The organism is Streptomyces sp. NPDC028991, assembly GCF_055564775.1.
On record NZ_JBVHVP010000023.1, the window covers coordinates 1 to 26,784 of the forward strand.

At 70.2% G+C, this 26,784-nt stretch carries 24 protein-coding genes and 1 pseudogene; 17 read left to right on the top strand and 8 right to left on the bottom strand.

The window, feature by feature from the left end; translation table 11 throughout:
- The 3 genes and pseudogenes from ACZ4V1_RS30130 to ACZ4V1_RS30140 form a co-directional block, all read left to right on the top strand.
- Positions 1–336, top strand: a 336-nt coding sequence (locus ACZ4V1_RS30130; protein WP_468342280.1) for a lactate utilisation protein LutB domain-containing protein, incomplete at its 5' end; no start/stop codon positions are given.
- Positions 333–974, top strand: coding sequence for a LutC/YkgG family protein (locus ACZ4V1_RS30135; protein WP_468342283.1), 642 nt, complete (start codon positions 333–335; stop codon positions 972–974). The genes ACZ4V1_RS30130 and ACZ4V1_RS30135, both read left to right, overlap by 4 nt.
- Positions 975–1,164: 190 nt before the next feature.
- Positions 1,165–1,569 (top strand): annotated as a pseudogene (locus ACZ4V1_RS30140) (ATP-binding cassette domain-containing protein); the annotation flags it as partial.
- Between the two features lie 71 nt (positions 1,570–1,640).
- On the opposite strand, the gene ACZ4V1_RS30145 reads toward ACZ4V1_RS30140, so the two are convergent.
- On the bottom strand, positions 1,641–2,078 hold the full coding sequence (locus ACZ4V1_RS30145; protein WP_468342285.1) for a thioredoxin domain-containing protein: 438 nt from the start codon (positions 2,076–2,078) through the stop codon (positions 1,641–1,643).
- A 398-nt stretch (positions 2,079–2,476) separates the two neighbouring features.
- On the opposite strand from ACZ4V1_RS30145, the gene ACZ4V1_RS30150 reads away from it, so the two are divergent.
- From ACZ4V1_RS30150 to ACZ4V1_RS30170, 5 genes are all read left to right on the top strand, one after another.
- Positions 2,477–3,001, top strand: coding sequence for a hypothetical protein (locus ACZ4V1_RS30150; RefSeq protein WP_468342288.1), 525 nt, complete (start codon positions 2,477–2,479; stop codon positions 2,999–3,001).
- A gap of 115 nt (positions 3,002–3,116) precedes the next feature.
- The gene (locus ACZ4V1_RS30155) at positions 3,117–3,740 is read left to right on the top strand and encodes a DUF998 domain-containing protein (RefSeq protein ID WP_468342291.1); all 624 of its coding nucleotides are present in this window, start codon (positions 3,117–3,119) and stop codon (positions 3,738–3,740) included.
- Positions 3,741–4,277: 537 nt separating this feature from the next.
- Positions 4,278–5,570, top strand: a complete 1,293-nt coding sequence (locus ACZ4V1_RS30160; RefSeq protein ID WP_468342465.1) for a uracil-xanthine permease family protein — start codon at positions 4,278–4,280, stop codon at positions 5,568–5,570.
- Positions 5,567–6,982 (top strand): amidohydrolase family protein, encoded by a 1,416-nt coding sequence (locus tag ACZ4V1_RS30165; protein WP_468342294.1) that lies wholly within the window; start codon positions 5,567–5,569, stop codon positions 6,980–6,982. Before ACZ4V1_RS30160 ends, ACZ4V1_RS30165 begins: the two co-directional genes overlap by 4 nt.
- Positions 6,979–7,689, top strand: a complete 711-nt coding sequence (locus ACZ4V1_RS30170) for a TSUP family transporter (protein ID WP_468342297.1) — start codon at positions 6,979–6,981, stop codon at positions 7,687–7,689. Before ACZ4V1_RS30165 ends, ACZ4V1_RS30170 begins: the two co-directional genes overlap by 4 nt.
- On the opposite strand, the gene ACZ4V1_RS30175 is transcribed toward ACZ4V1_RS30170, so the two are convergent.
- Positions 7,673–8,728: a LacI family DNA-binding transcriptional regulator gene (locus tag ACZ4V1_RS30175; RefSeq protein WP_468342300.1), complete on the bottom strand. Its 1,056-nt coding sequence runs from the start codon at positions 8,726–8,728 to the stop codon at positions 7,673–7,675. The two genes, ACZ4V1_RS30170 and ACZ4V1_RS30175, sit on opposite strands and share 17 nt — an antisense overlap.
- A 263-nt stretch (positions 8,729–8,991) precedes the next feature.
- Here ACZ4V1_RS30175 and ACZ4V1_RS30180 point away from each other — a divergent pair, with 263 nt between their 5' ends.
- Positions 8,992–9,420 (top strand): VOC family protein, encoded by a 429-nt coding sequence (locus tag ACZ4V1_RS30180; protein WP_468342303.1) that lies wholly within the window; start codon positions 8,992–8,994, stop codon positions 9,418–9,420.
- A gap of 106 nt (positions 9,421–9,526) precedes the next feature.
- Here ACZ4V1_RS30180 and ACZ4V1_RS30185 read toward each other — a convergent pair whose 3' ends face one another.
- Both ACZ4V1_RS30185 and ACZ4V1_RS30190 read right to left on the bottom strand, forming a co-directional pair.
- Complete coding sequence (locus tag ACZ4V1_RS30185) at positions 9,527–11,062, bottom strand: fused MFS/spermidine synthase (RefSeq protein WP_468342306.1); 1,536 nt, start codon at positions 11,060–11,062, stop codon at positions 9,527–9,529.
- Between the two features lie 245 nt (positions 11,063–11,307).
- A complete protein-coding gene (locus ACZ4V1_RS30190; protein WP_468342309.1) occupies positions 11,308–14,358 on the bottom strand; it encodes an alpha-mannosidase in 3,051 nt (1,016 codons plus the stop codon).
- Positions 14,359–15,028: 670 nt separating this feature from the next.
- Between ACZ4V1_RS30190 and ACZ4V1_RS30195 the strand changes: the two genes are divergently transcribed.
- The 5 genes from ACZ4V1_RS30195 to ACZ4V1_RS30215 all read left to right on the top strand — a co-directional run bounded on the left by ACZ4V1_RS30195 (position 15,029) and on the right by ACZ4V1_RS30215 (position 21,541).
- Positions 15,029–16,141 carry an ROK family transcriptional regulator gene (locus ACZ4V1_RS30195; RefSeq protein ID WP_468342312.1) on the top strand — a complete coding sequence of 371 codons (1,113 nt, stop codon included), beginning with the start codon at positions 15,029–15,031 and terminating at the stop codon, positions 16,139–16,141.
- A gap of 275 nt (positions 16,142–16,416) precedes the next feature.
- On the top strand, positions 16,417–17,748 hold the full coding sequence (locus ACZ4V1_RS30200) for an ABC transporter substrate-binding protein (protein ID WP_468342316.1): 1,332 nt from the start codon (positions 16,417–16,419) through the stop codon (positions 17,746–17,748).
- Between the two features lie 56 nt (positions 17,749–17,804).
- The gene (locus ACZ4V1_RS30205) at positions 17,805–18,782 is read left to right on the top strand and encodes a carbohydrate ABC transporter permease (protein WP_468342319.1); all 978 of its coding nucleotides are present in this window, start codon (positions 17,805–17,807) and stop codon (positions 18,780–18,782) included.
- A gap of 19 nt (positions 18,783–18,801) precedes the next feature.
- A complete protein-coding gene (locus tag ACZ4V1_RS30210) occupies positions 18,802–19,683 on the top strand; it encodes a carbohydrate ABC transporter permease (RefSeq protein WP_468342322.1) in 882 nt (293 codons plus the stop codon).
- 4 nt (positions 19,684–19,687) lie between these two features.
- Positions 19,688–21,541 (top strand): hypothetical protein, encoded by a 1,854-nt coding sequence (locus ACZ4V1_RS30215; RefSeq protein ID WP_468342325.1) that lies wholly within the window; start codon positions 19,688–19,690, stop codon positions 21,539–21,541.
- A 364-nt stretch (positions 21,542–21,905) separates the two neighbouring features.
- Here the strand turns inward: ACZ4V1_RS30215 and ACZ4V1_RS30220 are convergent, their stop codons facing one another.
- Entirely contained in the window at positions 21,906–22,373 is a 468-nt protein-coding gene (locus ACZ4V1_RS30220) for a hypothetical protein (RefSeq protein WP_468342328.1), read from the bottom strand.
- 472 nt (positions 22,374–22,845) lie between these two features.
- Here ACZ4V1_RS30220 and ACZ4V1_RS30225 point away from each other — a divergent pair, with 472 nt between their 5' ends.
- Positions 22,846–23,811, top strand: coding sequence for an alpha/beta fold hydrolase (locus ACZ4V1_RS30225; RefSeq protein WP_468342331.1), 966 nt, complete (start codon positions 22,846–22,848; stop codon positions 23,809–23,811).
- 113 nt (positions 23,812–23,924) lie between these two features.
- Positions 23,925–24,374 (top strand): SRPBCC family protein, encoded by a 450-nt coding sequence (locus tag ACZ4V1_RS30230; RefSeq protein ID WP_468342334.1) that lies wholly within the window; start codon positions 23,925–23,927, stop codon positions 24,372–24,374.
- 114 nt (positions 24,375–24,488) lie between these two features.
- On the opposite strand, the gene ACZ4V1_RS30235 is transcribed toward ACZ4V1_RS30230, so the two are convergent.
- From ACZ4V1_RS30235 to ACZ4V1_RS30245, 3 genes are all read right to left on the bottom strand, one after another.
- Entirely contained in the window at positions 24,489–24,632 is a 144-nt protein-coding gene (locus ACZ4V1_RS30235; protein WP_468342337.1) for a hypothetical protein, read from the bottom strand.
- Between the two features lie 102 nt (positions 24,633–24,734).
- Complete coding sequence (locus ACZ4V1_RS30240) at positions 24,735–25,118, bottom strand: hypothetical protein (protein WP_468342340.1); 384 nt, start codon at positions 25,116–25,118, stop codon at positions 24,735–24,737.
- Positions 25,119–25,304: 186 nt separating this feature from the next.
- Positions 25,305–25,739 (bottom strand): MarR family winged helix-turn-helix transcriptional regulator, encoded by a 435-nt coding sequence (locus ACZ4V1_RS30245; RefSeq protein ID WP_468342343.1) that lies wholly within the window; start codon positions 25,737–25,739, stop codon positions 25,305–25,307.
- 106 nt (positions 25,740–25,845) lie between these two features.
- On the opposite strand from ACZ4V1_RS30245, the gene ACZ4V1_RS30250 reads away from it, so the two are divergent.
- Positions 25,846–26,760, top strand: a complete 915-nt coding sequence (locus ACZ4V1_RS30250) for an alpha/beta hydrolase (protein WP_468342346.1) — start codon at positions 25,846–25,848, stop codon at positions 26,758–26,760.
- Positions 26,761–26,784 lie beyond the last annotated feature (24 nt).

Genomic DNA, 26,784 nt, shown 5'->3' on the forward strand with positions numbered 1-26,784 from the left:
GCCTCCCTCCCGTACGCGTCCACACTGTGCGGCGCCTGCTACGAGGTCTGCCCGGTCGCCATCGACATCCCCGAGGTACTCGTCCACCTGCGGGAGAAGGTCGCCGACCAGGGCGGCACAGGGCACCGCCTGGAACGGGCCGCGATGCGGGCGGCGACCTGGCTCCTGGACCACCCGGCAGCCCTCAACGCCGGTGAAAGACTCGCCTCCACGACGCGCAGGCTGCATCCCAAGCGGCTCCCCGGACCCGGCGCTCGCGAATGGACCAACAGCCGGGATCTGCCGGCCCTGCCGGCCGAACCCTTCCGTGACTGGTGGAAGAAGAACCACGCATGACGTCTGAGTCCTCCTCCCGCGACCGCGTGCTGGGCAGAGTGCGCAGGGCACTCGCCGAGGCGCCCGAGCCCCCCGAGGTCACGCGCGACTATCTCGTGAGCCACACACCCGACGACCTCGCCACGGTGCTCGACCTCCTCCACGAGAACCTCGCCGACTACCGGGCGGGCGTGCACCGCAGCACCCGGCAGGGCCTTCCGTCACTCATCGGACGGCTCCTCGCCGACCACGGCGCGGCCACCGTCGTCGTGCCGCCCGGCCTCCCCGGAGCCTGGCTCGCCGGCTCGGACGCCCGGCGGCGATTCGACGACGTCCCCCTGACCCCGGCCGAGCTCGACTCCGCCGACGCCGTGGTCACCGGCTGCGCCCTCGCCGTGGCCGAGACCGGCACCGTCGTACTCGACGCCGGACCGGGGCAGGGCCGGCGTGCCCTCACTCTCGTCCCCGACCTGCACATCTGCGTAGTCGACGTCCCCGGGCAGGTGGTCGCCTCCCTTCCGCAGGCACTGCCCCGCCTCGACCCCACCCGCCCGACCACGTGGATCTCCGGGCCCTCCGCCACCAGCGACATCGAACTCGACCGGGTGGAAGGCGTCCACGGGCCACGCACTCTGGAGGTCGTGCTGGTGGTGGACTGACGCGGGAGACCGGGCCGATGGCTGGGCGGCCCGCCGCACCACCGCGCCGGCCCGCGTCGGTCCGGTCTCCCGGCAGCCGGCCGAATCGGTGGCGTGTGGGGCGTGCGCCCCTGTCGCGTCCGGAACGCCGTCCGAAGCGCCGACCGAAGCCCTGACCGAAGCGCCGTTCGCGGCGCGTCGTCCGGACCCGGCCCTGACGGCCGAGGTCGAGGCACGCGGCGGACACGGAGCGGATCGCCGGGTCGATGTGGGCCTGCGCCGACTCGGCGAGCTCGCACCCCTGGACCGCACGCGTCCGCTGGGCACCCTCTCCGGAGGGCAGCGGTCCCGGCTCGCGCTCGCCGCGACCTTGGCCTCGTCCCCCGAACTGCTGCTGCTCGACGAGCCGACCAACGACCTGGACGACGAGGCCGTGACCTGGCTCGAAGGACGGCTGCGCCGCCATCGGGGCACGGTGATCGTGGCCACGTACGACCGGGCTTTCCTGGACCGCGTCACCTCCACGGTGTTGGAAGTGGACCACGATCAGCGCACGGTACGGTGTTACGGCAACGGCACGCTGGTCGTGGTGACGCACGACCGACTGCTGCGCGAACGATTCCACGGGGCGCGTCTCGAGCTGCCCGCGGCCGCCGAGAAGACCGGTGGAAACTGACGGCCTGCTCGTCACGCGGCGGGAGGGAGTCGCCCGCGCAGCCATTCCGGGTCGGGGTTGACGTGCGGCCGGCCGGCCACCATGACGGTCGGCACGGTCTCGTCACCCTTGTTGGCGGTCCGTACCACCGTCGCGCCGGCCGGGTCACGCCAGATGTCGACCCAGTGCAGCCGGCGGGCGCCGCGACCCAACCGGAAGCGCAGGCGCAGGCAGTACTTGCAGCCCGCCCGCCAGTAGACGACCGGTCGGCCGTCGACCTCGCTCCGGCGTTGCGCCTCCGCCGCTCCGATCGACCGGGGGAACGCCAACGGCGAGTACAGCCCCGCGAGCAGGACGAACAGCGGCACAAGCGCGACGGCGACACCGGGGGAGCCGTCGACGAACGAGGTGGCCGAGACGAGAGCGCCGCACACCACGAGCGACACCGGCAGCTTCCACGCGCGCGTCATGCCGGTGAAGACTAGTCGGTGGCGACGTTCGGGGACGCCTCGGACGGGCCCCGATGTGAGTGGTCGCCGCCAGTCGTCGAAGGCGTCCAGGCCTCGAGGTCGGTCCCCTGTTCGACCGCACCCTGTCCAAGGGCTGAGGCTCCGGCTGCACCGGGGCGTCAAGGCGCGGCGGAAGCCACGTCCATTGCAACGAAGTGCGCAGGGGAACCGTTGCGTTAAGTTCGAGGCATTGCAACGATTACATGGCTCTCATCTGGGAGAACGCTGATCCAGCGCGATTATTAGGTTGCGTACAATGTGAACGCAACGTAGCGTTTCTGGCATAGGAAACGGGGGATCGGCGGTCGCGCAGGACGCGAGTGCGACGTCCGCCACGTGAGCTGGCAGGGGGGCGCATCATGCACGCAGTACGGAGTCGCCGGCGGGCGGCACCCGGCGCCTTGGGTTCCTTCGCCCGCTTCGTCCTGTGCGGCGGCGGAGTCGGGGTCGCCTCCAGCTTCGCCGTGGCGGCCGTCGCCGCCTGGATCCCCTGGGTGCTGGCCAATGCCCTGATCACCGCGGGGTCCACCCTCCTCGCCACCGAGCTGCACGCCCGCTTCACCTTCGGTGCCGGCCGGCCCGCGACCTGGCGCCAGCATGCGCAGTCGGCCGGCTCCGCGGCGGCCGCCTACGCGGTGACCTGCGCAGCGATACTTGCCCTGCATCAGGTGGTGGCGGCACCCGGTGTGATGCTCGAGCAGGTCGTCTACCTGACCGCCTCCGGACTCGCCGGTGTCGGGCGGTTCGCGGTGCTCCGCCTCGTCGTCTTCACCCGTCACCGCTCGCAGGCCGCGGCTGCCGTCTCCGCCGTCCGTCCCGCGCACGCGACCGGGGCCCGGGACTCCGCCCCGGCCAGCCCCGCGGCGCTCTGCCGCGCCGCCTGACCGCTCCGCCGGGCGGCGCGCCGTCCTCGCTCCGGCTCGGCGAGTGCGGCTGGCGCGATGTCCGGCTCCTGCTCGCGCTCCCGCGTCCAGCCTGGTCTCGCTTTATGGTTGTCCAATGCGATTCGTCCCCAAATGGGTACTGCTCTCATCAGGGTGCGCGCCCGTCCTGCTGATCGGAGGCTGGACGGGCGCGGCACTGTTCGAGGGGCCTTCCTATGACCCCGCCACTCAGACGATCAGTTCCCTGGGGGCCTATGGGGCCTCCGGGTTCTGGGTGATGACGGCGGCGTTCCTGGGTTTGGGCGCCTGCCACGTGCTGACCGCTTGGGGACTGCGGACAGCTGCCACCGCCGGACGCGTGGCGCTGGGCGGCGGCGGTCTCGCGGCACTGGCAGTGGTACTGCTTCCCGCACCGAGCAGCGGGGGTTCTCTGCGTCACGGAGCGGTGGTGGCGGTCGGATTCACGCTCCTGGCGGTGTGGCCGGTACTGGCCGCCAACGGCGGTGCGGCCGCTCCCTGGGCTCTGCGGCTTGGTCCCTCGATCGTGGCCACCGCTGTGATGGCCGCCGGTGGAGCATGGTTCCTGATCGAGATGCATCGACACGGCAATGCCGGCGTCGCGGAACGCGTCGTGACGTCTGTCCAGTCCCTGTGGCCGTTCGCGGTCGCGGTCTCCTGCCTCTCCTGCCCTCGCCGCGCCGAGGAACGGGCCGAGCGGACTGCCGCCTCCGAGACCTGACCTGACCTGACCTGGCCGGGCAATCGCCGACGGCCGACGGCTCTTCTGCCTGACATCGATCAACTCACGAACACGGGTGGGTGGTTGGTCCGCAGCGCTCGGCCGTCGGTACGCAATCGCTTCCGGCGGTGACGCCGGCCGCGCCGACCTGGTGCGGGTCGAAGACGCGGTGCGGGCGGGGCCGATCTGCCGCACACCTCGTAGACCGCGCGGGGCGCCATCTCGGCGTTCCCGCCGTCGAAGCCGCCCGGCGCCGCGACTCTTGACGGTCGCCCGGAGGCCTCACATACTGACGGCCAAATCGATTTGGCCAAATCGATTTGGCCCACCGTTCGGGGCCGGATCGTGGCTGACGTCCGAGCCTGCCGTACGCCCGAATGGAGCGCCAGCGTGCCCAGTCATCGCCAGTCCCCGCCCGGTCCGGGACAACCACCGGTTTCGGAATCCACCCCGTCCGGTGCGACGCGCGACCACGCCCACACCCACGCCCAGGGACCTGCCGTCCATCCTGTCGACGAGTCACGCCCCCTCGGGCGGATCATCCTCTTCGGGATCCAGCACGTCCTTGTGATGGCCGCCACGCCCATCTCGGCGATCTTCCTGATGAGCGCCACCCTCCGGCTCGACCCCGGGCTGACCGTCGATCTGCTCTCCGCGGCGTTCGTGCTTTCCGGCGTCGGGTCGCTGATCCAGTCGCTCGGGCCGTGGAAGTTCGGGCCCCGGCTGCCGTTCGTGATGCTGCCCGGTGGCGCGCCGCTCATCCTGTTCATCGCCATCGCCGAGCAGCACGGTCTGCCGACCGCCACCGGCGCGGTCGTGCTCACCGCGGCCTTCTACTTCGTCGTGCTGCCGGTCTTCTCCAGGCTGCTCAGGTTCTTTCCGGCCCTGGTCATCGGCACCATGATCGTCATCGTCGGAGTCAACCTGGTGAAGGTCGGCGCCGTTCTCGTCACCGGCCGACCTGGCGAGCCGGGATTCGCGGACCCGACGAACCTGGCGCTCGGCATGGCGACGATCGGGTTCACCGTCGTCTTCTACCTGCTGTTCACCGGAATCCTGCGCCAACTGGCCGTCATGCTCGGACTGGTCGCCGGTACCGTGCTGGCCGGGTTCGTCGGCGGCATCGACTTCGGCGGCGCCACCGAAGGCGGCCTGGTCAACCTGCCGCAGCTGATGCCGTTCGGCTCACCTCAGTTCAACCTGATCGCCGCGCTGCCGCTGATGCTCTACAGCCTCGCCTCCATGGCGGAGGCGACCGGTCAGACCGTCATCAACGCCGAGGCCGTCGGTAAGGAGATCGACACGCGTACCGACGTCCCCAAGACCGTCCGCGGTGATGCGCTGACCTCACTCTTCGGTGGCTTCTTCGGTCTGCCGCTCATGGTGACCAGCGGCGAGAACATAGGGATCGTTCGCGTCACCGGCGTCCGCAGCCGTTTCGTCACGGCCGCCGCCGGTGTGGTGCTCATCGTCATCGGTTTCCTCGCGCCGGTGACCCGCGCGATCAGCGTCGTCCCGTCCGCCGTGGTCGGAGGCACGGCCATGGTCGTCTTCGCGGTGATCACCGTACTCGGCGTGCAGATGCTCGGGCGTTCCGACCTCGACAAACACACCAGCACGTTCATCTGCGCCGTCGCCCTCGCGCTCGGCCTGCTGCCGATCCTCATCCCCGGTGTGTACGCCGGCTTCCCGCCGAACATCCGCATCCTCCTCGAAAGCGGCGTCGCCGTCGGCGCGTTCGTCGCCGCCGTACTCAACATCCTCTTCCACCATGTCAGGCCGCGCATCGCCGCCCGGCTGACCACCGCACACACGGAAAGCGACCGATGAACCAGCTCACCCGCGGCCCCCTCGACACTCCCGGCCCGCTCCTCCTCGTCCCCGATGCGGTGCTGCTGCCCGAGGGACCCGTCGACGGACATGCGGTCGTCGTCGCCGACGGCTCCTTCCGAGCCGTCGGACCCGGCGAGGAACTGGCGCGCACCCATCCGCAGCTCGATCCCGTACGACTGCCCGGCCACCTGCTGATGCCCGGCTTCGTCGACGCCCACCATCATCTGACCCAGAGCTTCGGCTCCGCGCTCGCCTTCGGGGAGCCGTCGGAGATATTCCGCCGGGTCTGGGTTCCGCTGGAAGGCGCACTGGACGAGGAATCGGCATACGTGGCGGCCAAGCTGGCGGCACTGGAGGCTCTGCGCGGCGGCTTCACCACCGTCACCGATGCCGGTACGCGCGCCGATGTGGACGTCGAAGTCGTCGCATCGGCCGCTCGCGACGCCGGAATCCGCTGCGTACTCGGACTCGTCTGCAACGACTGCGATGACCACGCCGCTGCCGAGGACGACCCCGCGCGCACCGCCGCCGTCCTCGAAGGGGCGGAGAAGCACCTGGCCCGGTACGACGGTGATCCGCTGATCCATCCCTCCCTCGCCGTCTCGATCCCCGAGGCAGCCACCCCCACGACCCTGCACGGCACCGCCCGTCTCGCCGCGGAAGCCGGGATGATCGTGCAGATCCACGTCAACGAGCATCTGGCCGGCGTGGAACGCTCCCTCGTACGGCACGGACTGCGTCCGCTCGAGTATCTGCACCGAATCGGCGCGCTCGGCCCGCAGTTGCTCGGCGCGCACGCCACCCTGCTCAGCCCTCACGAACTGACCCTGCTCGCCGACACCGGGACGGCCGTCAGTTACAACCCCGTGGCCAGCGCCTGGAAGGGCAACGCAGTCGCCCCGGCCACGTCGATGGCCGAGCGCGGCATCCGCTTCGGGCTCGGCACCGACGGCACCCGCGGCGACGGATTCCGGCTCGTCGACGCGGCCGAGTTCGCCCAGCGGCTCGCCTACGGGCTGGTCACCGGGGACTCGTCCTGCGGCGCGGGCTGGACCTGGCTCGAACACGCCACCGCCGGCGGCGCCGACGCGGTCGGCCTCGGCGCGCGGACCGGCACCGTCGCCGAGGGGTTGGCCGCCGACTTCCTCCTCGTCGACGTCACGACCCCCGAACTCGCGCTCTCCTGGGACGTGCCCTGGGAGCTGGTCCGCCGCGGCAACCGCGACCAGATCACCGCCGTGTTCGTCGCCGGACGCATGCGGCTGTGGCGTGGTCGGCCCACCGCCTGGGACGGCCCCGCACTTGTACAGCGGGCGGCCGAACTGGCCCGCACCACCGTGCAGAGAGCGCCCATCACACGCGTACACCCCACGTCGACGGCGGCACGGCAGCGGAGCACCACACCGTGAGTACACAGACACTGGCGGTCCTCGCCGCCGCAGTGGCGGTCGCCGCGTTCGTCCAGGGCAGCAGCGGCCTCGGATTCGCCCTGATCGTCGCGCCCGTGGCGGGCATCCTCGACCCCGGCCTGCTCCCGGTGTTCGTCCTGGCGGCCATGATCCCGCTCAACCTGTACGTCGCCTGGCGCGAGCGTGCCTCGATCGACCTGCGAGGCGCGGGCTGGATCACCGTGGCACGGCTCGCCGCCACACCCGCCGGGCTGGCGCTGCTCTGGCTGATACCGGACCGCAGTATCGGCCTGTTCGTGGGGATCGCCACCGTACTGGCCGCGGTCGTGAGTCTCGCCGCACCCGCCTTCACACCCGGGCGGATGGCCTACGTCGGCGCGGGCGCGGTGACCGGCCTGACCGAGACCGCGACCGGCGTCGGCGGCCCTCCGCTCGCCCTCGTCTACCAGCACCGTCCGCCCGCGGAACTGCGCTCCACCGTCGCAGCCTGCTTCCTCGTAGGGGAGGTGGCGTCGCTGCTCCTGCTGTTCGCGACGGGGAAGGGCCAACCCGGAGATCTCGGACTGGCGGCGGCGCTGCTGCCGGTGATCGCCGCGGGCGCCTGGCTGAGCCGACTGGTGCACCACCGGCTGGACGCGCGCAGAATGCGGCTGTTGGTGCTCGTCTTCGCCCTGGTCTCCGGGCTGGTGCTCATGCTCGGGCTGTGACCCGCAACGACGACGCACGTGCGATCACCTGCGGTTCGGGCGCCGTCGCCACCATGGCGACGGCGCCCTCGCCACGCAGCCGGCCCAGTAGCAGGTCCACGGCGTCGGACGCCGCTCGGTCCAGATGAAGGTCGACGGCGGTCAGCGGCGGCTCGCAGGTACGGGCACGCAGTCCGTCGTACCGGGTGGCGACCATGACGTCGCCCGGTACCGACCGCCCGCTGTCCCGGATCGCCCGCACCGCGCCCACCGCGAACGCGTCCACCAGCGCACAGACCGCGTCGGTCTCGGGGTGTTCGGTCAGCAGGGCCGCGCAGCGCTCGTACCCGGCCTGTTCACCGCCTGCCTCCGGTGCGCTCGCCACGACCGGCGCCCAGCCGAACCGCTCGGCCACCCGTTCGTACGCGGCGAGTGCGTCGATCGACGAGTGCCGTGAACCGGAGCCGATGATCAGCCCGGGCCGCCTGGCACCCTGCTCGTGCAGATGCGTCAGCAGCAACTCGGCGACGAGCCCGCCTCGCAGATCGACATACGGCGACGTGTCGTCCGGTGACACCGGCCGGCCGAGCGACACGTAGGGCAGGCCCCGTTCCCGCAACTGCGCCGCGGCCGCGTCGTTCATGTCCGGCTCGACGACGACGGCCCCGTCGATGTCGACGGAGTACAGCGCGGAACCCGACTGTACGGGCGGTACGAGCACGAGCGCGTAGTCGTGCAGCAGCGCGCTCTCCGCGGCGGCGGCGGCGATCTCCATGTAGAACCCGAGCCGCGACGGCCCGCCGGCCACCGCGAACGGCATCGAGGAGGCGAGCGCGATGGCCTTCGCCCGCCCCTGGCGCAGCCGCTGGGCGCGCAGGTTGGGCCGGTAACCGAGCTCGGCGGCGGTCCGCTTGACGCGTTCCCTGGTCTGCGGATCCACCTTGCCGATCCCGTTGAGCGCGTGGGAGACCGTCGTACGGGACACCCCGGCGACACGCGCGACATCGGCGATCGTCGGTGGCCTGGAGCCGGGACCGGAGCCGGAACCGGATGTTCGCATTGAGAGACGCTCCTTGCACGCTGAGGACCGGGCATCCCCATCCTCGTCGACCCGCCGTCCGGGGCGGCACCCGGCGGCTCGGACATCGACCGCCGTGAACAGTGTGCAGGCTACCGGCGACGCGACGCGGCGGCGTTCGCAGCGGCAGCCGGCCGCGGCACCGGGACGACTTCGGCAGGGCCGCGATCGCGACGAGGATCGCGTGCCAACAGGTGTGTATCGGTCGGGAGATGACTCGGACAGCCCCTTGCTATGGTGCGCCGATGTCATCGATCAAGCAGTTCCAGGTCACCTTCGACTGCGCGGAGCCTGAGCGCGTCGCTCGCTTCTGGTGCGAGGTGCTGGGGTACGTCGTATCGCCGCCACCGGGCGGGTTCGCCACCTGGGACGAGTTCGACCGCTCCCGGTCTCCTGAGGACCGGGGAGCGTGGTTCGCCTGCGGTGATCCCTCAGGTGTCGGCCCGCGGCTGTTCTTCCAGCGTGTTCCCGAAGGGAAGGTCGCCAAGAACCGGCTGCATCTCGACGTGAGGGTGGGCACCGGGCTCGTGGGTGAGGAGCGTCTCGCCACGCTCGAGGCCGAGTGCGCACGACTGGTCGCGCTCGGCGCCGTACGCGAGCGACTACTGTACGACGGCAAGGATTCGTGCATCGTGATGCGGGACATCGAGGGCAACGAGTTCTGTCTCGACTGAGCATCCTCCGAGCCGGCGCGGTGGTGAGCACGCTCCCTTCGGCCCTCTTGCGGCGGCCTTGTGCGGGGTGGGCGGGCGGGTCGGCAGGGCCCGGACGTGTGTCCTGTCACCGCTTGCCGCGTGTCCTGGAGGGCTGGAGGAGCTGGTCGACCGGTGCGTAGTCGTCGGTGAGCACTCGGGCACCGCCGATCCAGGCGGTGAGCCCGTCGCCGGTGGCGATCTTCCAGCCGGTTCGCCGGGCGTCCAGCGCCTCCTGGGCCGCACGCAGGTCGACCGGCCGGTCGGAGGCGAGCACCACCAGGTTGCCACCCTCGGCGGCGGCGGACGGGCCGAGGCCGATGTCGGCGGGTTCACCGACGAGCGCGACGTGCTCGAAGGTCGCGCTGAGGGTGGCTACTTCGGCACGGGCGAAGGCAAGAGCACCGTGATCGATGAGGTTGGCAACGTACAGGCCGTCCTCGTCGAGCACCCGCCGTACGTCACTCATCGCCTCCACGGTAGTGAGGTGCCACGGCACGCTGACGCCCCCGAAGGCGTCGCCGATGACGAGGTCCCGACTGCCGGTGTCCAGTCGCCGCAGGCCGATCCTGCCGTCCTCGGCGCGCACGTCGATTCCGGAACCCGGCCTCAGACCCAGTTGGTCGCGGTCGATGCGCACGACCCCGTTGTCGATCTCGGACACGACACTGCGTGTCCCGGGCCGTGTGGCCGCGAGGTATCGGGGGAGGGTGAGCCCGCCGCCGCCCAGGTGGTGGGCGACGAGTGGCTCACCTTCGGGAAAGGCGGCGTCGACCGCCGACGCGACGGCGCGCACATACGCGAACTTCAGGAAGGTCGGGTCGTCGACGTCGACATAGGAGTGCCGCACGCCGTCCAGAACGAGTGTGCGGCCGCTGTCCCGCTCGGGGTCTGTGACGACCTGTGCGCAGTGATACCTGGTCTCCGCGTCGCAGCCTCCGGGCGCCACCATCGTGGCGAGGCCGCCCGCGACGACCACGAGTGTGAGGGCAGGGACGCCGCTCCACCCGCGCGTTCGCCACTCGACCAGCGCCGAGCCGATGACCAGCAGCGTCCCCAGGCCGATCAGGATGCCGCTGACCGGCAACCGTGACACGAGCACGAAGCCGGTGAGGACGGTGCCCGAGATGGCGCCGACGGTGCCGACGCCGGACAGCCGGCCGACGACCGTTCCGGTCTCGGCGAGGCTGGAGAGACGCAGCTTGGTCACGACCGGCGTCACCGCGGAGAGGAGCGCGCCCGGTACGAGGATGGTCAGCGACGCGATCAGCAAGAGCATCGCCGGTGCCCACTCCGCTGTGGTGCGCAGCACGACAGGGGTGAGTGCCACGACCGCTCCCGAGATTCCGAGTGACGGGCCCAGGAGACGGCGTGGATCGACCTGATCGGCGACGCGTCCACCCAGCCAGGAACCGAGCGCGATGGCGGTGAGGGCGATGCCGATCACCATGGTGCTGGTCTCGAGGGTGAGGCCGAGGTAGGGAGCCAACAGCCGCAGAGCGACGATCTCGACGACCAGGACTGCGGCCGAGGACCCGAACACGAGCACGGCGGCGACACGCGGACCCAGGCCGTGGCGAGGCGGCCCGCCCTCGGCGACAGGCGAGGAAGACAATCTGGTCACGGACGACATACTTGCACGCGTTCACGTTCTCCCGAGGCGATACCGCCCGGCCGGACCTGACCACGACGGCAGTGCGGGCAGGACACGGCGAAGCCGGAGCCCGGCGACGCGGTCGACTCAAGCGTCGCCCTGCCTGCCTGCCTGCTTCCCTTCCTTTCCTCCCTTCCCCTCGCTTCCTCCCTCTCTCCCTCGCTTCCTTCCATCCGGCCGGAGGAGAACAGGCATGCCCGGACGCGAGATCCGCGTCACCGCTTGCGCAGGGTCAGCCGCAGCGTCTGGATCTCGAAGGGGCGGAGGCTGACGGAGACGCGGTCGCCGTCCGCGATCGCCCTCGTCAGCGGGCGTTCCAGCAGGTCTGTGAGGTGCGCGCCGACGAGGGGGAAGGCCGTGTGCAGGGTGCCCTGGGCCCGTCCGCCGCGGGACTCGTAGAGGCGGACCACCACGTCGCCCGACAGGTCGTCGGCGAGCTTGACCGCCTCGATGGTCACGCCGTCGCCTTCCACGGACACGACCGGTTCCGGGGCGCCCGCCGAGTCCGCCACCCGTAGCGGCAGGTTGAGCGCGTAGCCCTCGGCGACCGCGTCCTCGATCGTCGCGCCCGGCAGCAGTGCGTACGTGAAGCGGTGCCTGCCCTGGTCGGCCTCGGGGTCCGGGATGCGCGGGGCGCGGACCAGGCTGAGGCGGACCGTGGTGGTCGTACCGCCGTCCTCGCGGACCGTGCGGGAGACGTCGTGCCCGTACGTGGAGTCGTTGACGAGTGCGACGCCGTAGCCCGTTTCGCCGATGTGGACCCAGCGGTGGGCGGAGACCTCGAAGCGGGCCGACTCCCAGCTGGTGTTGGTGTGCGTGGGGCGCTGGATGTGGCCGAACGCGATCTCGGCGGACGAGTGCGCCGCACGGATGTCCACCGGGAAGCCCGCCTTGAGGAACTTCTCGGCCTCGTGCCAGTCGATGTCGGTCTCGAAGTCGACTCGGGCGCTGCCGGCCCGGAGGCTGATCGTCTGGACGATCGTGGAGCCCTTGCCGAAGGACCGCTCCACGCGGATCGCCCCGAGCAGGGGAGCCTCTTCCACCACCGTGACGGACTCCGCGGTCAGCAGGTCCGTATAGCGGTTCCTGTAGTGCTTGTCGACGTCCCAGGCGTCCCAGTGGTTCGGGAGGTCGGTGTGCAGGCGGAGCAGGTTGCCCTTGCCGGCGAGGATCTCGCGGCCGCCGACGCGCAGATCGCGGACGGAGGCCAGGGTGCCGTCCTCGGCGACCTCCACTCGTACCAGGCCGTTGTCCAGGACACGGCCGGCGACCTTCACCGGCGCGGGCACCTCACCGGCACCGAGGGGCGCGCTGCCGTTCGCCGGGACGACGGTGTGGGCGAGGGAGCCATCGGTGGCGCGCACGACTTCCCGGCGCTCGACCGGGCTCGTGTTGAAGACGCGGGTGCCGCCCGCGCCGAGTGCCGTGACCGCCTCGGTCGTCAGCTCCTCGAGCTCTCCGGTCACGCGCGCGTACTCGGCCTCGGCCTCCCGGTGCACCCAGGCGATCGACGATCCCGGCAGGATGTCGTGGAACTGGTGCAGCAGGACCGTCCTCCACAGCCGCTCGAACGCCTCGTGCGGATAGGCGTAGCCCGGCACGTGAAGCGCGGCCGTCGTCGCCCACAACTCCGCCTCACGGAGCCTGTGTTCGCTTCTGCGGTTGCCCTGCTTGGTGCGTGCCTGCGAGGTGTAGGTGGCTCGGTGCAGCTCCAAGTAGAGCTCGCCGACCCAGACCGGGGCGTCGGGATACTCCTCGCGGGCCTTGGCGTAGAAGGCGTCGGGGTGCTCGACGACGACCTTCGGCGAGCCCTCGAGGTCGGCGAGCCGGCGGGCCCGTTCCATGATCTCGCGGGTGGGGCCGCCGCCGCCGTCGCCCCAGCCGAAGGGGGCCAGCGAGCGTGTGGCGACGCCCTTCTCCTGGTAGTTGCGCGTGGCGCGGGCCATCTCCCTACCGCTGAAACGGGCGTTGTAGGTGTCGATCGGCGGGAAGTGGGTGAAGATACGTGTGCCGTCGATGCCCTCCCACCAGAAGGTGTGGTGCGGGAATCTGTTGGTCTGGTTCCAGGAGATCTTCTGGGTCAGGAACCACTCGTTGCCCGCGAGCCTGGCGAGCTGCGGGTAGGCCGCGGTGTAGCCGAAGGAATCGGGCAGCCAGACGCCCTTGGTCTCGATGCCGAAGTGTTCGATGAAGAACCGCTTGCCGTGGACGAACTGGCGGGCGAGGGCCTCGCCACCGGGCAGGTTGCCGTCGGCCTCGACCCACATGCCGCCTACCGGCACCCATTGCCCCCTCCTGACCGACTCCTTGATGCGGGCCCACACCATCGGATGGTTGTCGCGCACCCACTCGTACTGCTGGGCCTGCGAGCAGGCGAAGACGAAGTCGTCGTACTCGTCGGCGAGTGCGGTGACGTTGGAGAAGGTGCGGGCCGTCTTGCGCTTGGTCTCGCGGATCGGCCAGAGCCACGCGGAGTCGATGTGGGCGTGGCCGACGCCGGAGATGACGTGGGCGCTGGCGTTCGCGGGTTTCGACAGCGCCGGCCGCAGCGCGGCCCGCACGTCCGCCGCCGTGCCCGAGACGTCGTCCGGGTCCAGCAGGTCCAGTGCCCGGTCCAGTGTGTGCGTGATGTCGTGGCGGCGCGGGTCGTGCTCGCCCAGTTCCAGCATCAGCTCGCGCAGCACCTGGATGTCCAGGTCGAGGTGCCAGACCTCCTCGTCGAGGACGGCGATGCCGGCGCTGCGGAAGGTGTAGAGCGGCTCGTCGCCGGCCGTGAGGATGTCTCCGAGCCGAGTGGTCCTGGAGAAGCCGTCGGCGAGGATGTCCGGGTTGGAAGCCGCCTCCACCAGGTAGTCGATCCGCTCGCCGCCGGACGCGGGGTTGCCGATCGGCACGTATTGGTTGAGGGGGTTGACGGCCTTCAGCGGGGTGCCGTCCGGAAGATGGACGAGGGCCTCGGCCTGGTTGCCGGGCCAGTCGCCGACGAAGCCGAGGTCGATGACGGCCTCGACGCGCTTGCCGGCCCACGCCGCGGGCACCTCCCCACGCATCCGGAACCAGGTCGTGCCCCAGGGCGGACCCCACGGGGTGCCCATCGCGAACGGCTCGTAGGGGGCGGCCGCGGCCTCCTCGAAGGGGACGGGCTCTCCCGGTGACTGCCAGACGTCGACCTCGAGGGGCACGGTGGCCGCGTAGATCGCGGCCTTGACGCGCTGGTCGTGAAGGCGCTGGACGCGCTCCTCGATGCGTCGGCGTTCGTCGTGCATGAGAGTCTCCAAACAGTGAGAAAGCGCTTGCTCGGCAACGCTTGCCCGACAACGCTTGCTCGGTATCGAGCGCGACGTGTACGTCCGCGGCGAAGGCCGGGATGTACACGGCCCGAGCACGGTCCCGGACCGGAACGACCGGAGCCCGGGCCGGAACGACCGGAGCCCGGACCGAGAGCGCCCGCGACCGGGTCGACGGGAGTGCTCCGCAGGGGCGGCGGCGCGGGCCCCAACGCCGCGCCCGGCGATCACCTGTCGGTGTCGGGTCGGGTCGGCGTCGGTGTCGGGTCGGCGACGGGACGGCGCCTCGTCCGGGCCCGCGGCGGGCGCGAGGAGTCCGCTCTCGCCCGCCACGGGGCGGGAACGCGTCGTCGATCGCCGTGACCGACCACGCGGAGGCGGACACGGAGCCGTGCGCACGGAAAGGGAACGGCGGGCGAACCGTGTCGGCGGATGGGCGGTCGTTTCTTCCGGGCGAGCACTGGGGAAGCCCCGGGACGGGCCTCTGACGAGCGCGGCAGGCGGGTACCGCACGAGTTCGTTAAGAAACTAACTAACGAAGTAGGGTGCGTCAAGAGGTGCGGAACGCCGGTGCCTTACCACCATTTCCGACCGGACCGCTGCTCGGCCGGCCTTGCGGCGGCCACCGCGGCACGACCTGGGAGAGCCCATGAAACTGAGTGAGAGTGCCCGCGCGGTGTTCGCCGTCCTGGCGGAGGCGGGCACCGCCACCCGGCCCCAGCTGGCGGCCGGTGCGGGGCTTTCCAAGCCGACCGTTTCCTCGGCCGTCGCCGAGCTGGAGAGCGCCGACCTCGCCACCCATTCCGGCACCGTCTCCGGTGGCACCGGCCGTTCCGCGGCCGTGTACGGGCTCGGTCCCGCCGCCGGCGTCGTACTGGCCGTCGACCTCGGCCCCAGTCACACCAGGGTGCGGGGCTGCGCCCTGGACGGCACGCCGCTCGCCCAGGGCACCGGCTCCCGGGAGGAGTCCGCCGACACCGTGCGGGGAGCCCTGGACGCGCTGCCGGTCGGCGCCCCGCTGCGCGCAGTCGTCGTGGCAGTGGGGGATGTCGTCACCCGGGACAGGGAAGGCGCCGGGGCGCGTCCCGCGACCGCCAAGGCCGGCCCCGCCTACGACGCCATGGCCGTCGCGCTGCCGCCGGGTGTTCCCATCCACCTCGAGAACAACGTCAACTGTGCCGCGCTCGCCGAACTGCACGAGGGCGCCGCGCGCGGCAGACACACCTTCGGTTACCTGCGCATCGGCGTGGGGGTCGGTCTCGGGATCGTCGTCGCAGGCCACGTGCTCAGCGGGGCGAACGGCGCGGCCGGAGAGGTGGCCCGACTGCCGTACCCGTGGGGCGACGGCAGTGAACCACGCCGCGAGGCCCTGGAAGAGTACATGGGTTCCCGCTCCCTCCTGCGCAGAACCGCGGCGGCCTGGCAGGGCGCCGACGGCCCGTGCCCCCGCACCGTGAGACGGCTCTTCGTCCTCGCCGACGAGGGTCACCCCACAGCCCGTGCCGTGGTGGACCGCCATGCGGCCGACGTGGGCCGGCTGGCCGCCGCGGTGGCCGCCGTGCTGGACCCGGGACTGATCGTGCTGGGTGGCGGCACGGGCGCGTACCCGCAGCTCCTGCCCGGTGTGCGGGCCGAGCTGGCGCGGCTGAGCTGGCCCACCGAGGTGGTCAGCAGCATGGTCGGCGACAGCGGCACCGTGGCGGGCGCGAGCCGGCTCGCCGTGGCCCACGGACGTCAAACCGTGACCGGTGTGTGCGGATGAAGCATTGACGGCTTGCGCGTGGGTCTGCCAATGTCCGGACAAGCGCTTTCCACAGCCGGTGGGACCCGGCTCAGGGTGAGGCGTCCCGCCGTACGCGAAGTACGGCAGCCGTGCGAGGGCGCGCTCGCACGGCTGCGGGCCCGAGCGGCCGGGGATTCCCACCCGTCAGTGCGCCGCGGCCGGGCGAGGCCGTGCGCAGGGACGCCTACCCCCTTGGACAAGACCCGAGCCGCTCGACCGGCCTGGGGAACCGTCACGCACTCCAGGAGGACCCGGTGGGTCACCAGATCTCGCGCAGAACCGTTTTCCGCACCGCGAGCGGACTGGCCGTCGCCGGTACGCTCGGCAGCGCGCTCGGCGCCTGCAGCGGTGGCACCGGCGCCGGCAGCACCAGCAGCGACCTGACCATGACCTGGTGGGGCAGCGACGACCGGCACAACGCCTACAAGAAGGCCCTCGCCTCCTTCCAGAAGGAGAACCCGAAGATCAGTATCCGGGAGACCTACTCCGGATACGAGGGGTACTTCGACAAGTTCAACACCAACATCGCCGGTGGCAGCGCACCCGACCTGCTGCAGATGGACACCGCCCTGGTCGCCCAGTACGCGCGCAAGGGCGTACTGGCCCCGATCGACGAGTACGTCGGCAAGGCCCTGGATCTCACGGGCTTCTCCGAGACCCTGCTCGCGGCCGGCACCGTCGACGGCAAGCTGTACGGCGTCCCGTCCGGCATCGGCGTCAATCAGCTCACCGTCAACCGGACCGGCTTGGAAGAGCTCGGTCTGAAACTGCCGGACCGGGAGTGGACCTGGGCCGAGATGAGGAAGATCTCCCAGGACATCCACAAGAAGAGCGGCGGCCGGACCTACGGCGTCGACGACGTGGGTGGCGGCGCTCTCCAGGCCTTCGAGGTCTTCGCCCGCGAGCACGGCCAGTCCTTCTTCTCCAACGACGGCAAGAAGCTCGGATTCACCTCCGACACCCTTCAGGAGTGGTGGCAGTACTGGGCCGAGATGCGCAGGCTGGAGGCCTGCCCGCCGCCGGCGGTCACTTCCGCCGCGCACAACGACCTCACCAAGAACGCGGTCGTCATCGGCAAGGCCCTGCTCACCTTCGACATCGGTGTGTACGGCGCGGGCGGCTCCATCACCGAGGCGCAGCTGGACTTCCTGCCCACCCCGCAGGGCGACTGGTCCGGTGCCCGGGAGGGCAACTTCGTCAACGGCGGGGTGCTGCTGAGCGCCACGAAGGCCAGCAAGAGAGTCGCCGAATCGGTGAGGATCATGTCGTTCTTCGCGCAGGACGACACGGCGATCAAGGACATGCAGCTGCTGCGCGGCATCCCGCCGACGGAGAAGGCCCGCGACCTGATCGCTCCGAGCCTGACCGAGACGGACAAGCTGAACATGGAGTGCGCGGACTACATCTCCCAGCGCGTCTCGAAGGCCACCGGCGCCCTGCCCGCCCCCGTGCCCCCGCCGCAGGGTGCCGACCGGATCTGGGACCTGCTCTTCCAGTCGAACCTCGCCGTCGCCTTCGGCAAGAAGTCGATCAAGGCGCAGCTCGGCGAGTTCTTCGACCAGGCGGCCGGGATTCTGGGCGGCTGAACGCCGCGCTCGGCCGCCGTGCCGCAAGACCGGGAGAGGGCCAGGGAGAGATGAGTATGACCACCGCGAAGACAGACGAGGTCGTGACGGAGCAGTCCGCTTCAGTGACCCCGTCCGACCAGGGGGAGCGCGACCGTATGCGCCGCCGCCTCGCCCGGAGGCGGGGTGGGGGCTGGTGGCCGTACCTGTTCCTGGCCCCCTGGTTCATCGGACTGTTCGGCCTGACGATCTACCCGATGCTCGACTCGCTGTATCTGTCCTTCACCGACTTCGACCTGCTGACACCGGCGCAGTGGGTCGGCATGGACAACTACGACAAGATGTTCACCGACGACCCGGTCTTCTGGGACTCGGCGCACGCCACCCTGCTGTACGTCGTCGTCTCGGTGCCGCTGAAACTGGCGCTCGCCCTCGGCGTGGCGATGCTGCTCAACCGCGATCTGCGGGGCATCGGGCTGTACCGGGCGGCCTTCTACCTGCCGTCCCTGCTCGGCGGCGCGGTGGCCATCGCCATCGTGTGGCGGCAGGTCTTCGGCGGTGACGGCCTGTTCAACGACTTCCTCGCCTGGTTCGGCATCGAGGGCCAGGACTGGATCTCCAGCCCGGACACCGCCCTCTACACGCTGATCCTCCTGGCCGTCTGGCAGTTCGGCACTCCGATGGTCATCTTCCTCGCCGGCCTGAAGCAACTGCCGAAGGACGTGTACGAGGCGGCGGCGATCGACGGTGCCGGCCCCGTCACCCGGTTCTTCAGAATCACCCTGCCACTGCTCACACCCATCGTGTTCTTCAACGTGGTCCTGCAGATCATCGACGCCTTCAAGACGTTCACCCCTGCCTTCGTCATCAGCAACGGCTCCGGCGGACCGCTCAACTCGACCATGCTGTACTCCCTCTACCTGTACAAGAAGGGCTTCACCGACCTCGAGATGGGATACGCCTCGGCGCTCGCCTGGGTGCTGTTCCTGGTCATCGCCGGCTTTACGGCGGTCAACTTCATCGCCGGCCGCTACTGGGTCCATTACGACGACTGAGCGAGGAGCCCCTCCCACCATGTCCGCCATCACCACGGCCCCGAAGTCGCCGCTGCACAAGCTGCGCTCCGCCACCGGCGCACGCCGCATCTTCATCCACACCGTGCTCGTCGGCGTGGCGGTCGTCATGCTCTATCCGCTGCTGTGGATGCTCAGCAGCTCCCTCAAGCCCGACACCGACATCTTCACCCAGCCAGGGCTCCTTCCGAGCTCGCTGCACCCGGAGAACTACTCCGAGGGCTGGACCGGCTCCGGCAACTCCTTCTCGCTCTACATCACCAACTCGCTGATCGTCACGATCGGCGCGGTGATCGGGAACGTGATCTCCTGCTCGCTCGCGGCCTACGCCTTCGCCCGCTTCGAGTTCCGCGGCAAGAAGATCTGGTTCGGTCTGATGCTCGGCACGCTGATGCTGCCCACGCAGGCCGTCCTGATCCCGCAGTACACGATCTTCTACAACCTGACCTGGATCAACACGTTCCTGCCGCTGATCGTGCCGAAGTTCCTCGCGGTGGACGCCTTCTTCATCTTCCTGATGGTCCAGTTCATCCGCTCCATCCCACGCGAGCTGGACCAGGCCGCCATGATGGACGGCGCCAACCCCTTCCAGATCTACTGGAAGATCATCCTGCCGCTGATGAAGCCGGCCCTGATCACCACCACGATCTTCACTTTCATCTGGACGTACGACGACTTCCTCCACCAGCTCGTCTACCTGCAGCAGAACGACAAGTTCACCGTCCCCCTCGGCCTGACCCTGTTCCTGGACCAGACGAGCGGCTCCTCCTACGGCGCGATGTTCGCCATGTCGACGCTCGCCCTCCTGCCCACACTCATCTGCTTCCTCATCTTCCAGAAGAGACTGGTGGAAGGCCTGTCGACCTCGGGCATGAAGGGCTGAGCACGTGTACCTTCCCCACCAGCGCGGCCAGTTGCACCACCTCCCGGACGACCCGGCCGCGTACGACGCCGTGCTGGCCGACGTCACCGAGACGGCACTGTCCCGGATCACCCCCGAGGGCAGCCTCGAGAATCCGGCCGCGAGAGAGGACATCGGTGACACCTCACTCGGCATCACGTCACTGCTCGCCCTGTCCTGGCACCGCACCAAGGACCCGCGCCTGCCGGAAGCCGTGCGCCGCAGCCTCGCCTTCCACCTGCGCTCGCGCGTCTTCACCGAGGACAACCCCGGCTACCCGAACCTGACGGTCCGCGACTCCGGTCTGCCGTACGCGCGTTACGTGCCGAAGGCCGGCGCGCACCCCGTGGGCGACTGGCCCAGTACGGTGTGGGCGCTGCTCCAGGCGGTGAACGTGCTGGACGCGGCCGAAGGACTCGTCGACGAGGAGCAGTACCGAGACCTCCTCGGCCTGGCCCACGGCTACTGGCACTGGCTCACCCGGGCCACGGTCTTCAACCCGCAGGACGCGGCGAACCAGGCCATCGGATGCGTGGTCGGCGGACTGATGCTCGCCCGTCATCTCCCGCCCGGGGAAGGCGATCCGGTCCGCGAGCGATCCCTGCGGCTGTACGCCGACGAGGTCCGGGCCCGCCGTGTACAGGACCGCGGCGCGCTCCTGCCCCCGGAGCACGGCGGCGCGTACGACAACAACTACGGGCCGATCTCCCTGTCGTTCCTCGCCCAGGCCCACCGGGTCACCGGCGAGGAGGTCTTCGCGGAGGACGGCGACACACTCGCCCGCTACATCGACGCGCGGCTCTGCGGCAGCGGCTTCGACATCGGCGGACCGCGCTACAGCGAACAGCACTCCGCCTTCGAGTCCGTCCTGGGCCTGCGGTACTTCGGCCACCGCATCGGCGCCGACATCGGCCGCTACGCCGGGGACTCGCGCTGGGCCAGGCACGCGGTCGGGGCCGACGGAGGCGTGGACGGGCACTTCGCCTTCATGCTCGTGTGGCAGATCCAGGACACCACGAGCTGGCACCGCACCCCGAGCACGGCGCCGGCCCGCCACCAACTGCGCTCCGGCTCGGTCACGGTGTCCTTCGACGACCGGATGACACCGTCCGTGCTGGAGGCCGGCGGCACGGTGCTCATCGCGGCCGCCGTCAACCGCCAGCACGGATTCGGGCCCGTGACGGACGGAACCCTGCTGTGCCGTCCGATGGGCACGGTGCGGGTGGCGGACCGGCGGGCCGGCGCGCTCGCGGCCAAACTGGTGAGCAAGCCGGTCGTCGGCCGGGACCGGATACTGCGCCAGGTACGGTCGCTCTACGTCACGGACGGCACGCGGCTGTGGACGACCGTGGTCGTCGAACTGATCGGCGGGGCCGGCTACCTGCTCGCGGGAATGCCGTACGTGACCGCGGACGGCGACGGCGGCCGGTTCCGCCGCGTGGGCGACTTCCCGCTCGTGGCGTCGGCCGGTGACCTGCGTCTGACGCACCCCCGGGAAGGCAGCCCGGACTCCTTCGACGCCCGCACCCAACACACCCAGCAGCAGGCCGCTTTCGACCTGGCCGCCGATCCTCGCGGGTACGGCGACCCCGACGCGGGCTGGCGGCACATACGGACCACGACCGCCCTGGAAGCCGGACCCGCGCCGGGCATGCCGGAGGGGCTCGACGTTTTCGCGGTGCGCTACGGGGCGGCGGCCACCGAGCGACTGACCGTGGTCTGCGAGCGGGCGGAGGAGGGGCTGGTGCTGAGCACGGAGTCCTTCACCGCGGTGCTCGGGGGCCCGGACCCGCACGGCGAACCCCAGCTGACGCTGCTCCCACGACGCGCTGGGCTTTGAGGGCGAGTGGGTCTGTCGTAGACGACGCGCGAGGGCGTGACCGCGTGCGCTGAGGGGGCTCTTCGTCGGGCGTGCCGGGCGTTGACGGAAGCGGCCGGACGGCAGACAGGGCGGGCGTACCGGTGGCCAGGGTCCGCAGGGCACGGCTGGCCGGGCCGGCTGCGACGGGCCGGCTGCGACGGGGCGGGCCCGGCGTCCCGTTCGGGCGGGGTGCCACGGAAGTTCGTCGCCGCGTCAATCGCGACGACTTCATACGCGGCCACCCCGGCGCGGTGCCGGGGCCGGGGCCGCAGCCGGTGTCCCACGTCGGACACGGCGCGGCCCGGCCGCACAGGGGCGAGGCCGGGCCGTGGGCGGTGGCTGATCAGGCCTCGGGACAAAGCGTGTTGCGCAGCCCGATGTTGAGGTGACGCGCGTCGTCCTCGGTGAGCATGACGCCGTCGTAGGAGAACAGTTCCATGGCGCTGTCGTTCGTGTCCGAGACGCCGCCGTCGAGGTTCACACACTGGTAGCGCGCCTTTTCGATGGCCTTGGCCTCGTCTTGGATGAGCTTGGGGTTGACGTCCTTTATGGCCGCGAGGACGGCGGTTCTCTTGTCGCCGGTGGGCTCGGGCAGGACGACCGCGTCGGCCTCGGAAGTGCCACCACTGTCCCCGGTGTCCGCGGTGTCCTTGGTGTCCTTGGTGTCCGCGGTTCCCTCGGTGCTCGCAGCCGCAGGTGTGCTGCTCGGGGCGGTGTCGGCCTTGCTGTCGGTGCCGTCGTCGCTGCTGCAGCCGGCAAGGCTGACAGCGAGTACGGCGGTGACGGCTGCGGTGGTGATACGGATACGCATGATTCTCCTCTGGATATGGGACGTCCCGGGACAGCATGTGCCGGTGAGACGGCGCGGGCCAGCGTGGTCACACGACCGTGACACGACTAAGCCAAGGCCGGGACTCCGCCCAGGCGTCCGCTGCGTAAGTGGAGCCTTGCGAGCTTGAACGCACGCACCGCCCGGTAGCCGGAACAGGGGCACGAACGCCATCCCGGGGCCCGAAGGCGCGAGAACCCACCGCGTCAAGTACGTCGTCGTCCGTGCCGCGATCCGTCGGTCTTCTTGCCGATACCGCAAGAAGCCGTGCCAGGTCGTGAAGTGCCCGGCAAGACTGAGTGCCATACGGCAGCACCACCTGGACCCCCTCCGTGAACTCAGCGACGCCACGACCGGCCGCTGATCCACCTTCTCCAGACAGGAACACATGACCGCAGCACCACGGCCGTTGCCACACCGCCTCCTCCGACCCGCGCACACGGTGGCAACCGTCATGCTCACCCTCCTGCTCACGATCGCCACCGCGGCCTGCTCCGCGCCGACGGCAGGCGACGAGGTTCCCGCCTACGCCGCCGCCACCCGGGACGATCCACGGTTCCAGAACACCTTCCGGCATGAGTTCGCCGACGTCGACGGCGTCCGTATGCACTACGTGACCGGTGGGAGTGGCACGCCCGTCGTGCTGATACACGGTTGGCCGCAGACCTGGTACGGCTGGTGGCCGATCATGCCGGAACTCGCCCGGCACCACACCGTCTACGCCGTTGACCTTCCCGGGCTGGGGGACAGCACCGGCGCACCGGCCGGCTACGACAAAGCCACGCTGGCGCGGTACGTGCACACCCTGATCGCCGATCGGCTCGGGGTGGCTGACGCCCGCGTCGTCGGTCACGATTTCGGCGCCGCGGTGGCATTCCAGTACGCCGGCCAGTTCCCCGACGACACCGCACGCCTCGGCTATCTCGACCTGCCGCTGCCTGGGCCCGCGATCGATGCGGCCACCTACCGCTCACTGAGCTGGCACATCGCCTTTCACTCCCAGCGACGGGTCCCCGAGACGGTCGTGGGCGACGATGTCCGCGACTACCTGGCACTGTTCTATCCCCAAGTCGCTTTCGGCGGCACCGCTTTCGGCGGCACCTCGGTCCGGTCCCCGTTCTCCGGCGCCGAGGTCGACGAGTACGCGCGCACCTACAGCCGGCCCGAAGTCCTGTCGGGCGGCTTCGAGCTCTACCGCGCCCTCGACGAAGACGTCCGCGACACCGTCGCGACAGCACCGATGCGTGTCCCGGCCCTGCTCATGACCGCCCAAGGCCAACTCGACGCGATCCGGCGCACACTGGCCCCGCGGGTCACCAACATCGTGCGAGCGGTGGACGTGCCGAACGCCGGACACTGGCTCGTCGAGGAGAACCCCCGGTTCGTCACCGCTGAACTACTGCGTTTCCTCGACGGATGACCGCGCCACCAAGACCGTGCGGGACACTTGCCCGGCCGGCCACCGCCGCGTCGCCCACGCACGCCGTCCTGACCGGAAGCGCCGCCCGCATCGACTCACAGGAGCCTCTCACCGTGCACAGATACGACGTCACAGTGACTACCGGCGCCTCGCCGGAAATCGTGTGGAAGCTGCTGGTCGATGCCGCGAGCTGGCCGCTGTGGTCCAAGGTGGACAGTCTGGACACGACACGGTCGGTCGGCCTCGACCCCGGCGGCGACGACGGCGTCGGCGCCGTCCGGGCCTTCCGGACCGGTCGCACCGTGACCGGGGAACGGCTGACCGAGAAGGTGGAGGGGCGACTCCTGGCCTACGAAGACGCGTTCAATTCGTCGATGCGCGACTATCACGCGCGCATCGAGCTGACTCCGACAGCGGGCTCCGGCACGGTCATCCACTGGTACGGCGAGTACGAGACGAGCCGGCTGTTGGGCTGGGTCATGCCGCGCTACCTCCAGAAGTTCATGCGGGGCATGGCGGAGGGGCTGGCCCGCCACGCTGAGGAGTGCGGGGCGACTCAGTGATGCCTGCTCCGCATCACACGTTCCATCAGGGTCGTCCGCGACCCCGCGCACTACGGTGCACTACGGTCCTGACGCCGGGGGCAGCTCCTGTCTGTGGCAGAGGAGTTGCCCGGGTCAGGTCGTGTTCGGCAGGGCGTGGGCGAGGAGGATCTCGGCCGCCGTCCGTCGCGGCATCGGGGAACGAGCACCGCGCACCGGAACCGCGTCCGGCACGGGCTGGCCGGACAGGGCGCGGAGCAGCTCAGACGCGGCCGCCACGCACCCCGGACGCTCCGTCCGCAAGCCGTGCCCGAAGGCCCGAAGGTTCGAAGGCCCGAAGGTTCGAAGGCATGAAGGCCCGAAGGCACGAGGGCTCGTGAGTCACATGTAGATCACGGACAAATAGATCTCGTCCACCCCGGTGATCCCCTTGATCCCGTCGGCGCCGGCTGCGGGGTCGACGTCAAACGTGATGTGGTCGCCGCCCCAGCCGGCGGTCGCCACATTCGAGATCCGGACACCGGAGGTCGTCTCCCACCCGACGTCCCACATCACCAGGACGGCGCCGAAGGCCGTGCAGTGAAGGTCACCATAGGCACGGGCGGAACCGTCCTCGTTGACGCACACAGTGATCGTTCCATAGCCCTTGGAGACCTCCTTGGTCTCGGTGACACAGCCCGGTGCCGCCGAAGCGGCGGGTGCGGCGGCGAGGAACATGCCGCCGCAGAGCACGGCGGCGAGGAGGGCGGAGGCCAGCTTCTTCACGAGATGCCTTTCACCGGACGCGACAGGGTCGCCGGGAACCTAGCCCCAGGCGTTATCGGCTGGCTATCGGCCCCAGCGCGGGGCCCCACCACGCAGGCACCTCGCCGGTCCGGGACGCAGAACCGGGTGTCTGACGAAGCCATGCGGTCGCAGCCCGGACGCGCAGTAGAGCACCGGACAGACGAATCACTCGCGCATCGGGCCTGACGCGGGCGGGACGAGCATCGCCGTGAGGATGCGTCGCAGCTCAACGCGGTCTTGGGGGGTGACCCTCGCCAACCTGCGGTCGTACTCCGCCGCGAGGGCTGCAAGCGCTCGATCGCGTGCTTGCGTGCCCTCGGCGGTCAGTACGAGCCGATGACGCCGCAAGTCCGCCTCGTCGATCTCGCGGCGGATGAAGCCCTTGGCGACGAGGCTGCGGACGTAGACCGTCACGCTCGCCTTGGGCAGCAGCAGCGCGGTCGCGATCTCGGCCGGGTACGGCGATGCCTCCACCTCGGCCAGGACGAAGAACTCCTTCGTCTCCAACTCGAGTTCGGCCAGCTCGCGCGTGCAGGCATCCATCACGACGCTCAGCAGCCGCTGGTTCAGCGTCCACAGCTGCGCCCCGTCGACCGGCATGCGACTCTCCGTCCAGGTGGTACTGTTTCGTATTAGTTTCAGATTGTACCAGCTGCTGTTTGTACTGGACTCCCATGGAACAACAACCTCACGAAGGAAGCCACGCATGCTTCGGCACCTCACGATCCCGCGCGGTCCCATCGAACTCGCCGCCGACCTCCACCTCCCCGACGACGCCGACGGCAGCGCACCGCTGTGCGCCGTGGTGCTCTCCACCCCAGGCAGCAGCGTGAAGGAGCAGATCGGCGCCAACTACGCCTCCCGTCTCGCCGCCCGCGGCATCGCAGCGCTCGTCTTCGATCCCGCCCATCAGGGCCGCAGCGGAGGCGCGCCCCGCGATCTCGAAGACCCTTACCGCCGGGGCGAGGACATCTCCTACGCCATCGACGTGCTCGCGACGACCCACGGCATCGATCCGCAGCGCATCGGGGTCCTCGGCATCTGCGCCGGTGGGGGCTACGCCGTGCACACCGCCCGTACGGACCACCGCATCAAGGCGGTCGGCACGGTCGTCCCCGTCAACATGGGCGCCTCGTTCCGCAGCTTCCAGCCAGACGGCCCGGCCGCCGCACTCGACGCCCTCGCGGATGCACGTACCGAAGAGGCCCGCTCCGGCGAGACGACCCGTGTGAACTGGCTGCCCGACACCCTTGAGGACGCCACGGCAGCGGGCCTGACCGACATGGACACCACTCAGGCCATCACCTACTACCGCACCGAGCGTGGCGGGAACGAACACTCCACGAATCGTCGCCTCTCGCGCGGTGACTCCCTCCTGCTGGGCTATGACGCGTTCCACTTGGCCGATCAGCTCATGACCCAGCCACTACAGGTCGTCCTCGCCGGGCGCATCGGCAACACCGGCTCCTACGACACTGGCATGCAGCTGTGGAAGTCGGCCCCCAACCCCGTCGACCTCATGGTGATCGACGGCGCCGGCCACTACGAGATGTACGACGAGCCCGAATACGTCGACGCTGCCGTCGAACGACTCGCCGGCTTCTATGTGAACAACCTGTAAGGCGTCCGAACCGGCGAGCCTATG

Bases quoted from the DNA above. Each gene is read 5' to 3' on its own strand.
- ACZ4V1_RS30135 (WP_468342283.1), top strand. From the start codon at position 333: ATGACGTCTGAGTCCTCCTCCCGCGACCGCGTGCTGGGCAGAGTGCGC.
- ACZ4V1_RS30145 (WP_468342285.1), bottom strand. From the start codon at position 2,078: ATGACGCGCGCGTGGAAGCTGCCGGTGTCGCTCGTGGTGTGCGGCGCT.
- ACZ4V1_RS30150 (WP_468342288.1), top strand. From the start codon at position 2,477: ATGCACGCAGTACGGAGTCGCCGGCGGGCGGCACCCGGCGCCTTGGGT.
- ACZ4V1_RS30155 (WP_468342291.1), top strand. From the start codon at position 3,117: ATGCGATTCGTCCCCAAATGGGTACTGCTCTCATCAGGGTGCGCGCCC.
- ACZ4V1_RS30165 (WP_468342294.1), top strand. From the start codon at position 5,567: ATGAACCAGCTCACCCGCGGCCCCCTCGACACTCCCGGCCCGCTCCTC.
- ACZ4V1_RS30175 (WP_468342300.1), bottom strand. From the start codon at position 8,728: ATGCGAACATCCGGTTCCGGCTCCGGTCCCGGCTCCAGGCCACCGACG.
- ACZ4V1_RS30180 (WP_468342303.1), top strand. From the start codon at position 8,992: ATGTCATCGATCAAGCAGTTCCAGGTCACCTTCGACTGCGCGGAGCCT.
- ACZ4V1_RS30190 (WP_468342309.1), bottom strand. From the start codon at position 14,358: ATGCACGACGAACGCCGACGCATCGAGGAGCGCGTCCAGCGCCTTCAC.
- ACZ4V1_RS30195 (WP_468342312.1), top strand. From the start codon at position 15,029: ATGAAACTGAGTGAGAGTGCCCGCGCGGTGTTCGCCGTCCTGGCGGAG.
- ACZ4V1_RS30205 (WP_468342319.1), top strand. From the start codon at position 17,805: ATGACCACCGCGAAGACAGACGAGGTCGTGACGGAGCAGTCCGCTTCA.
- ACZ4V1_RS30210 (WP_468342322.1), top strand. From the start codon at position 18,802: ATGTCCGCCATCACCACGGCCCCGAAGTCGCCGCTGCACAAGCTGCGC.
- ACZ4V1_RS30220 (WP_468342328.1), bottom strand. From the start codon at position 22,373: ATGCGTATCCGTATCACCACCGCAGCCGTCACCGCCGTACTCGCTGTC.
- ACZ4V1_RS30225 (WP_468342331.1), top strand. From the start codon at position 22,846: ATGCTCACCCTCCTGCTCACGATCGCCACCGCGGCCTGCTCCGCGCCG.
- ACZ4V1_RS30245 (WP_468342343.1), bottom strand. From the start codon at position 25,739: ATGCCGGTCGACGGGGCGCAGCTGTGGACGCTGAACCAGCGGCTGCTG.
- ACZ4V1_RS30250 (WP_468342346.1), top strand. From the start codon at position 25,846: ATGCTTCGGCACCTCACGATCCCGCGCGGTCCCATCGAACTCGCCGCC.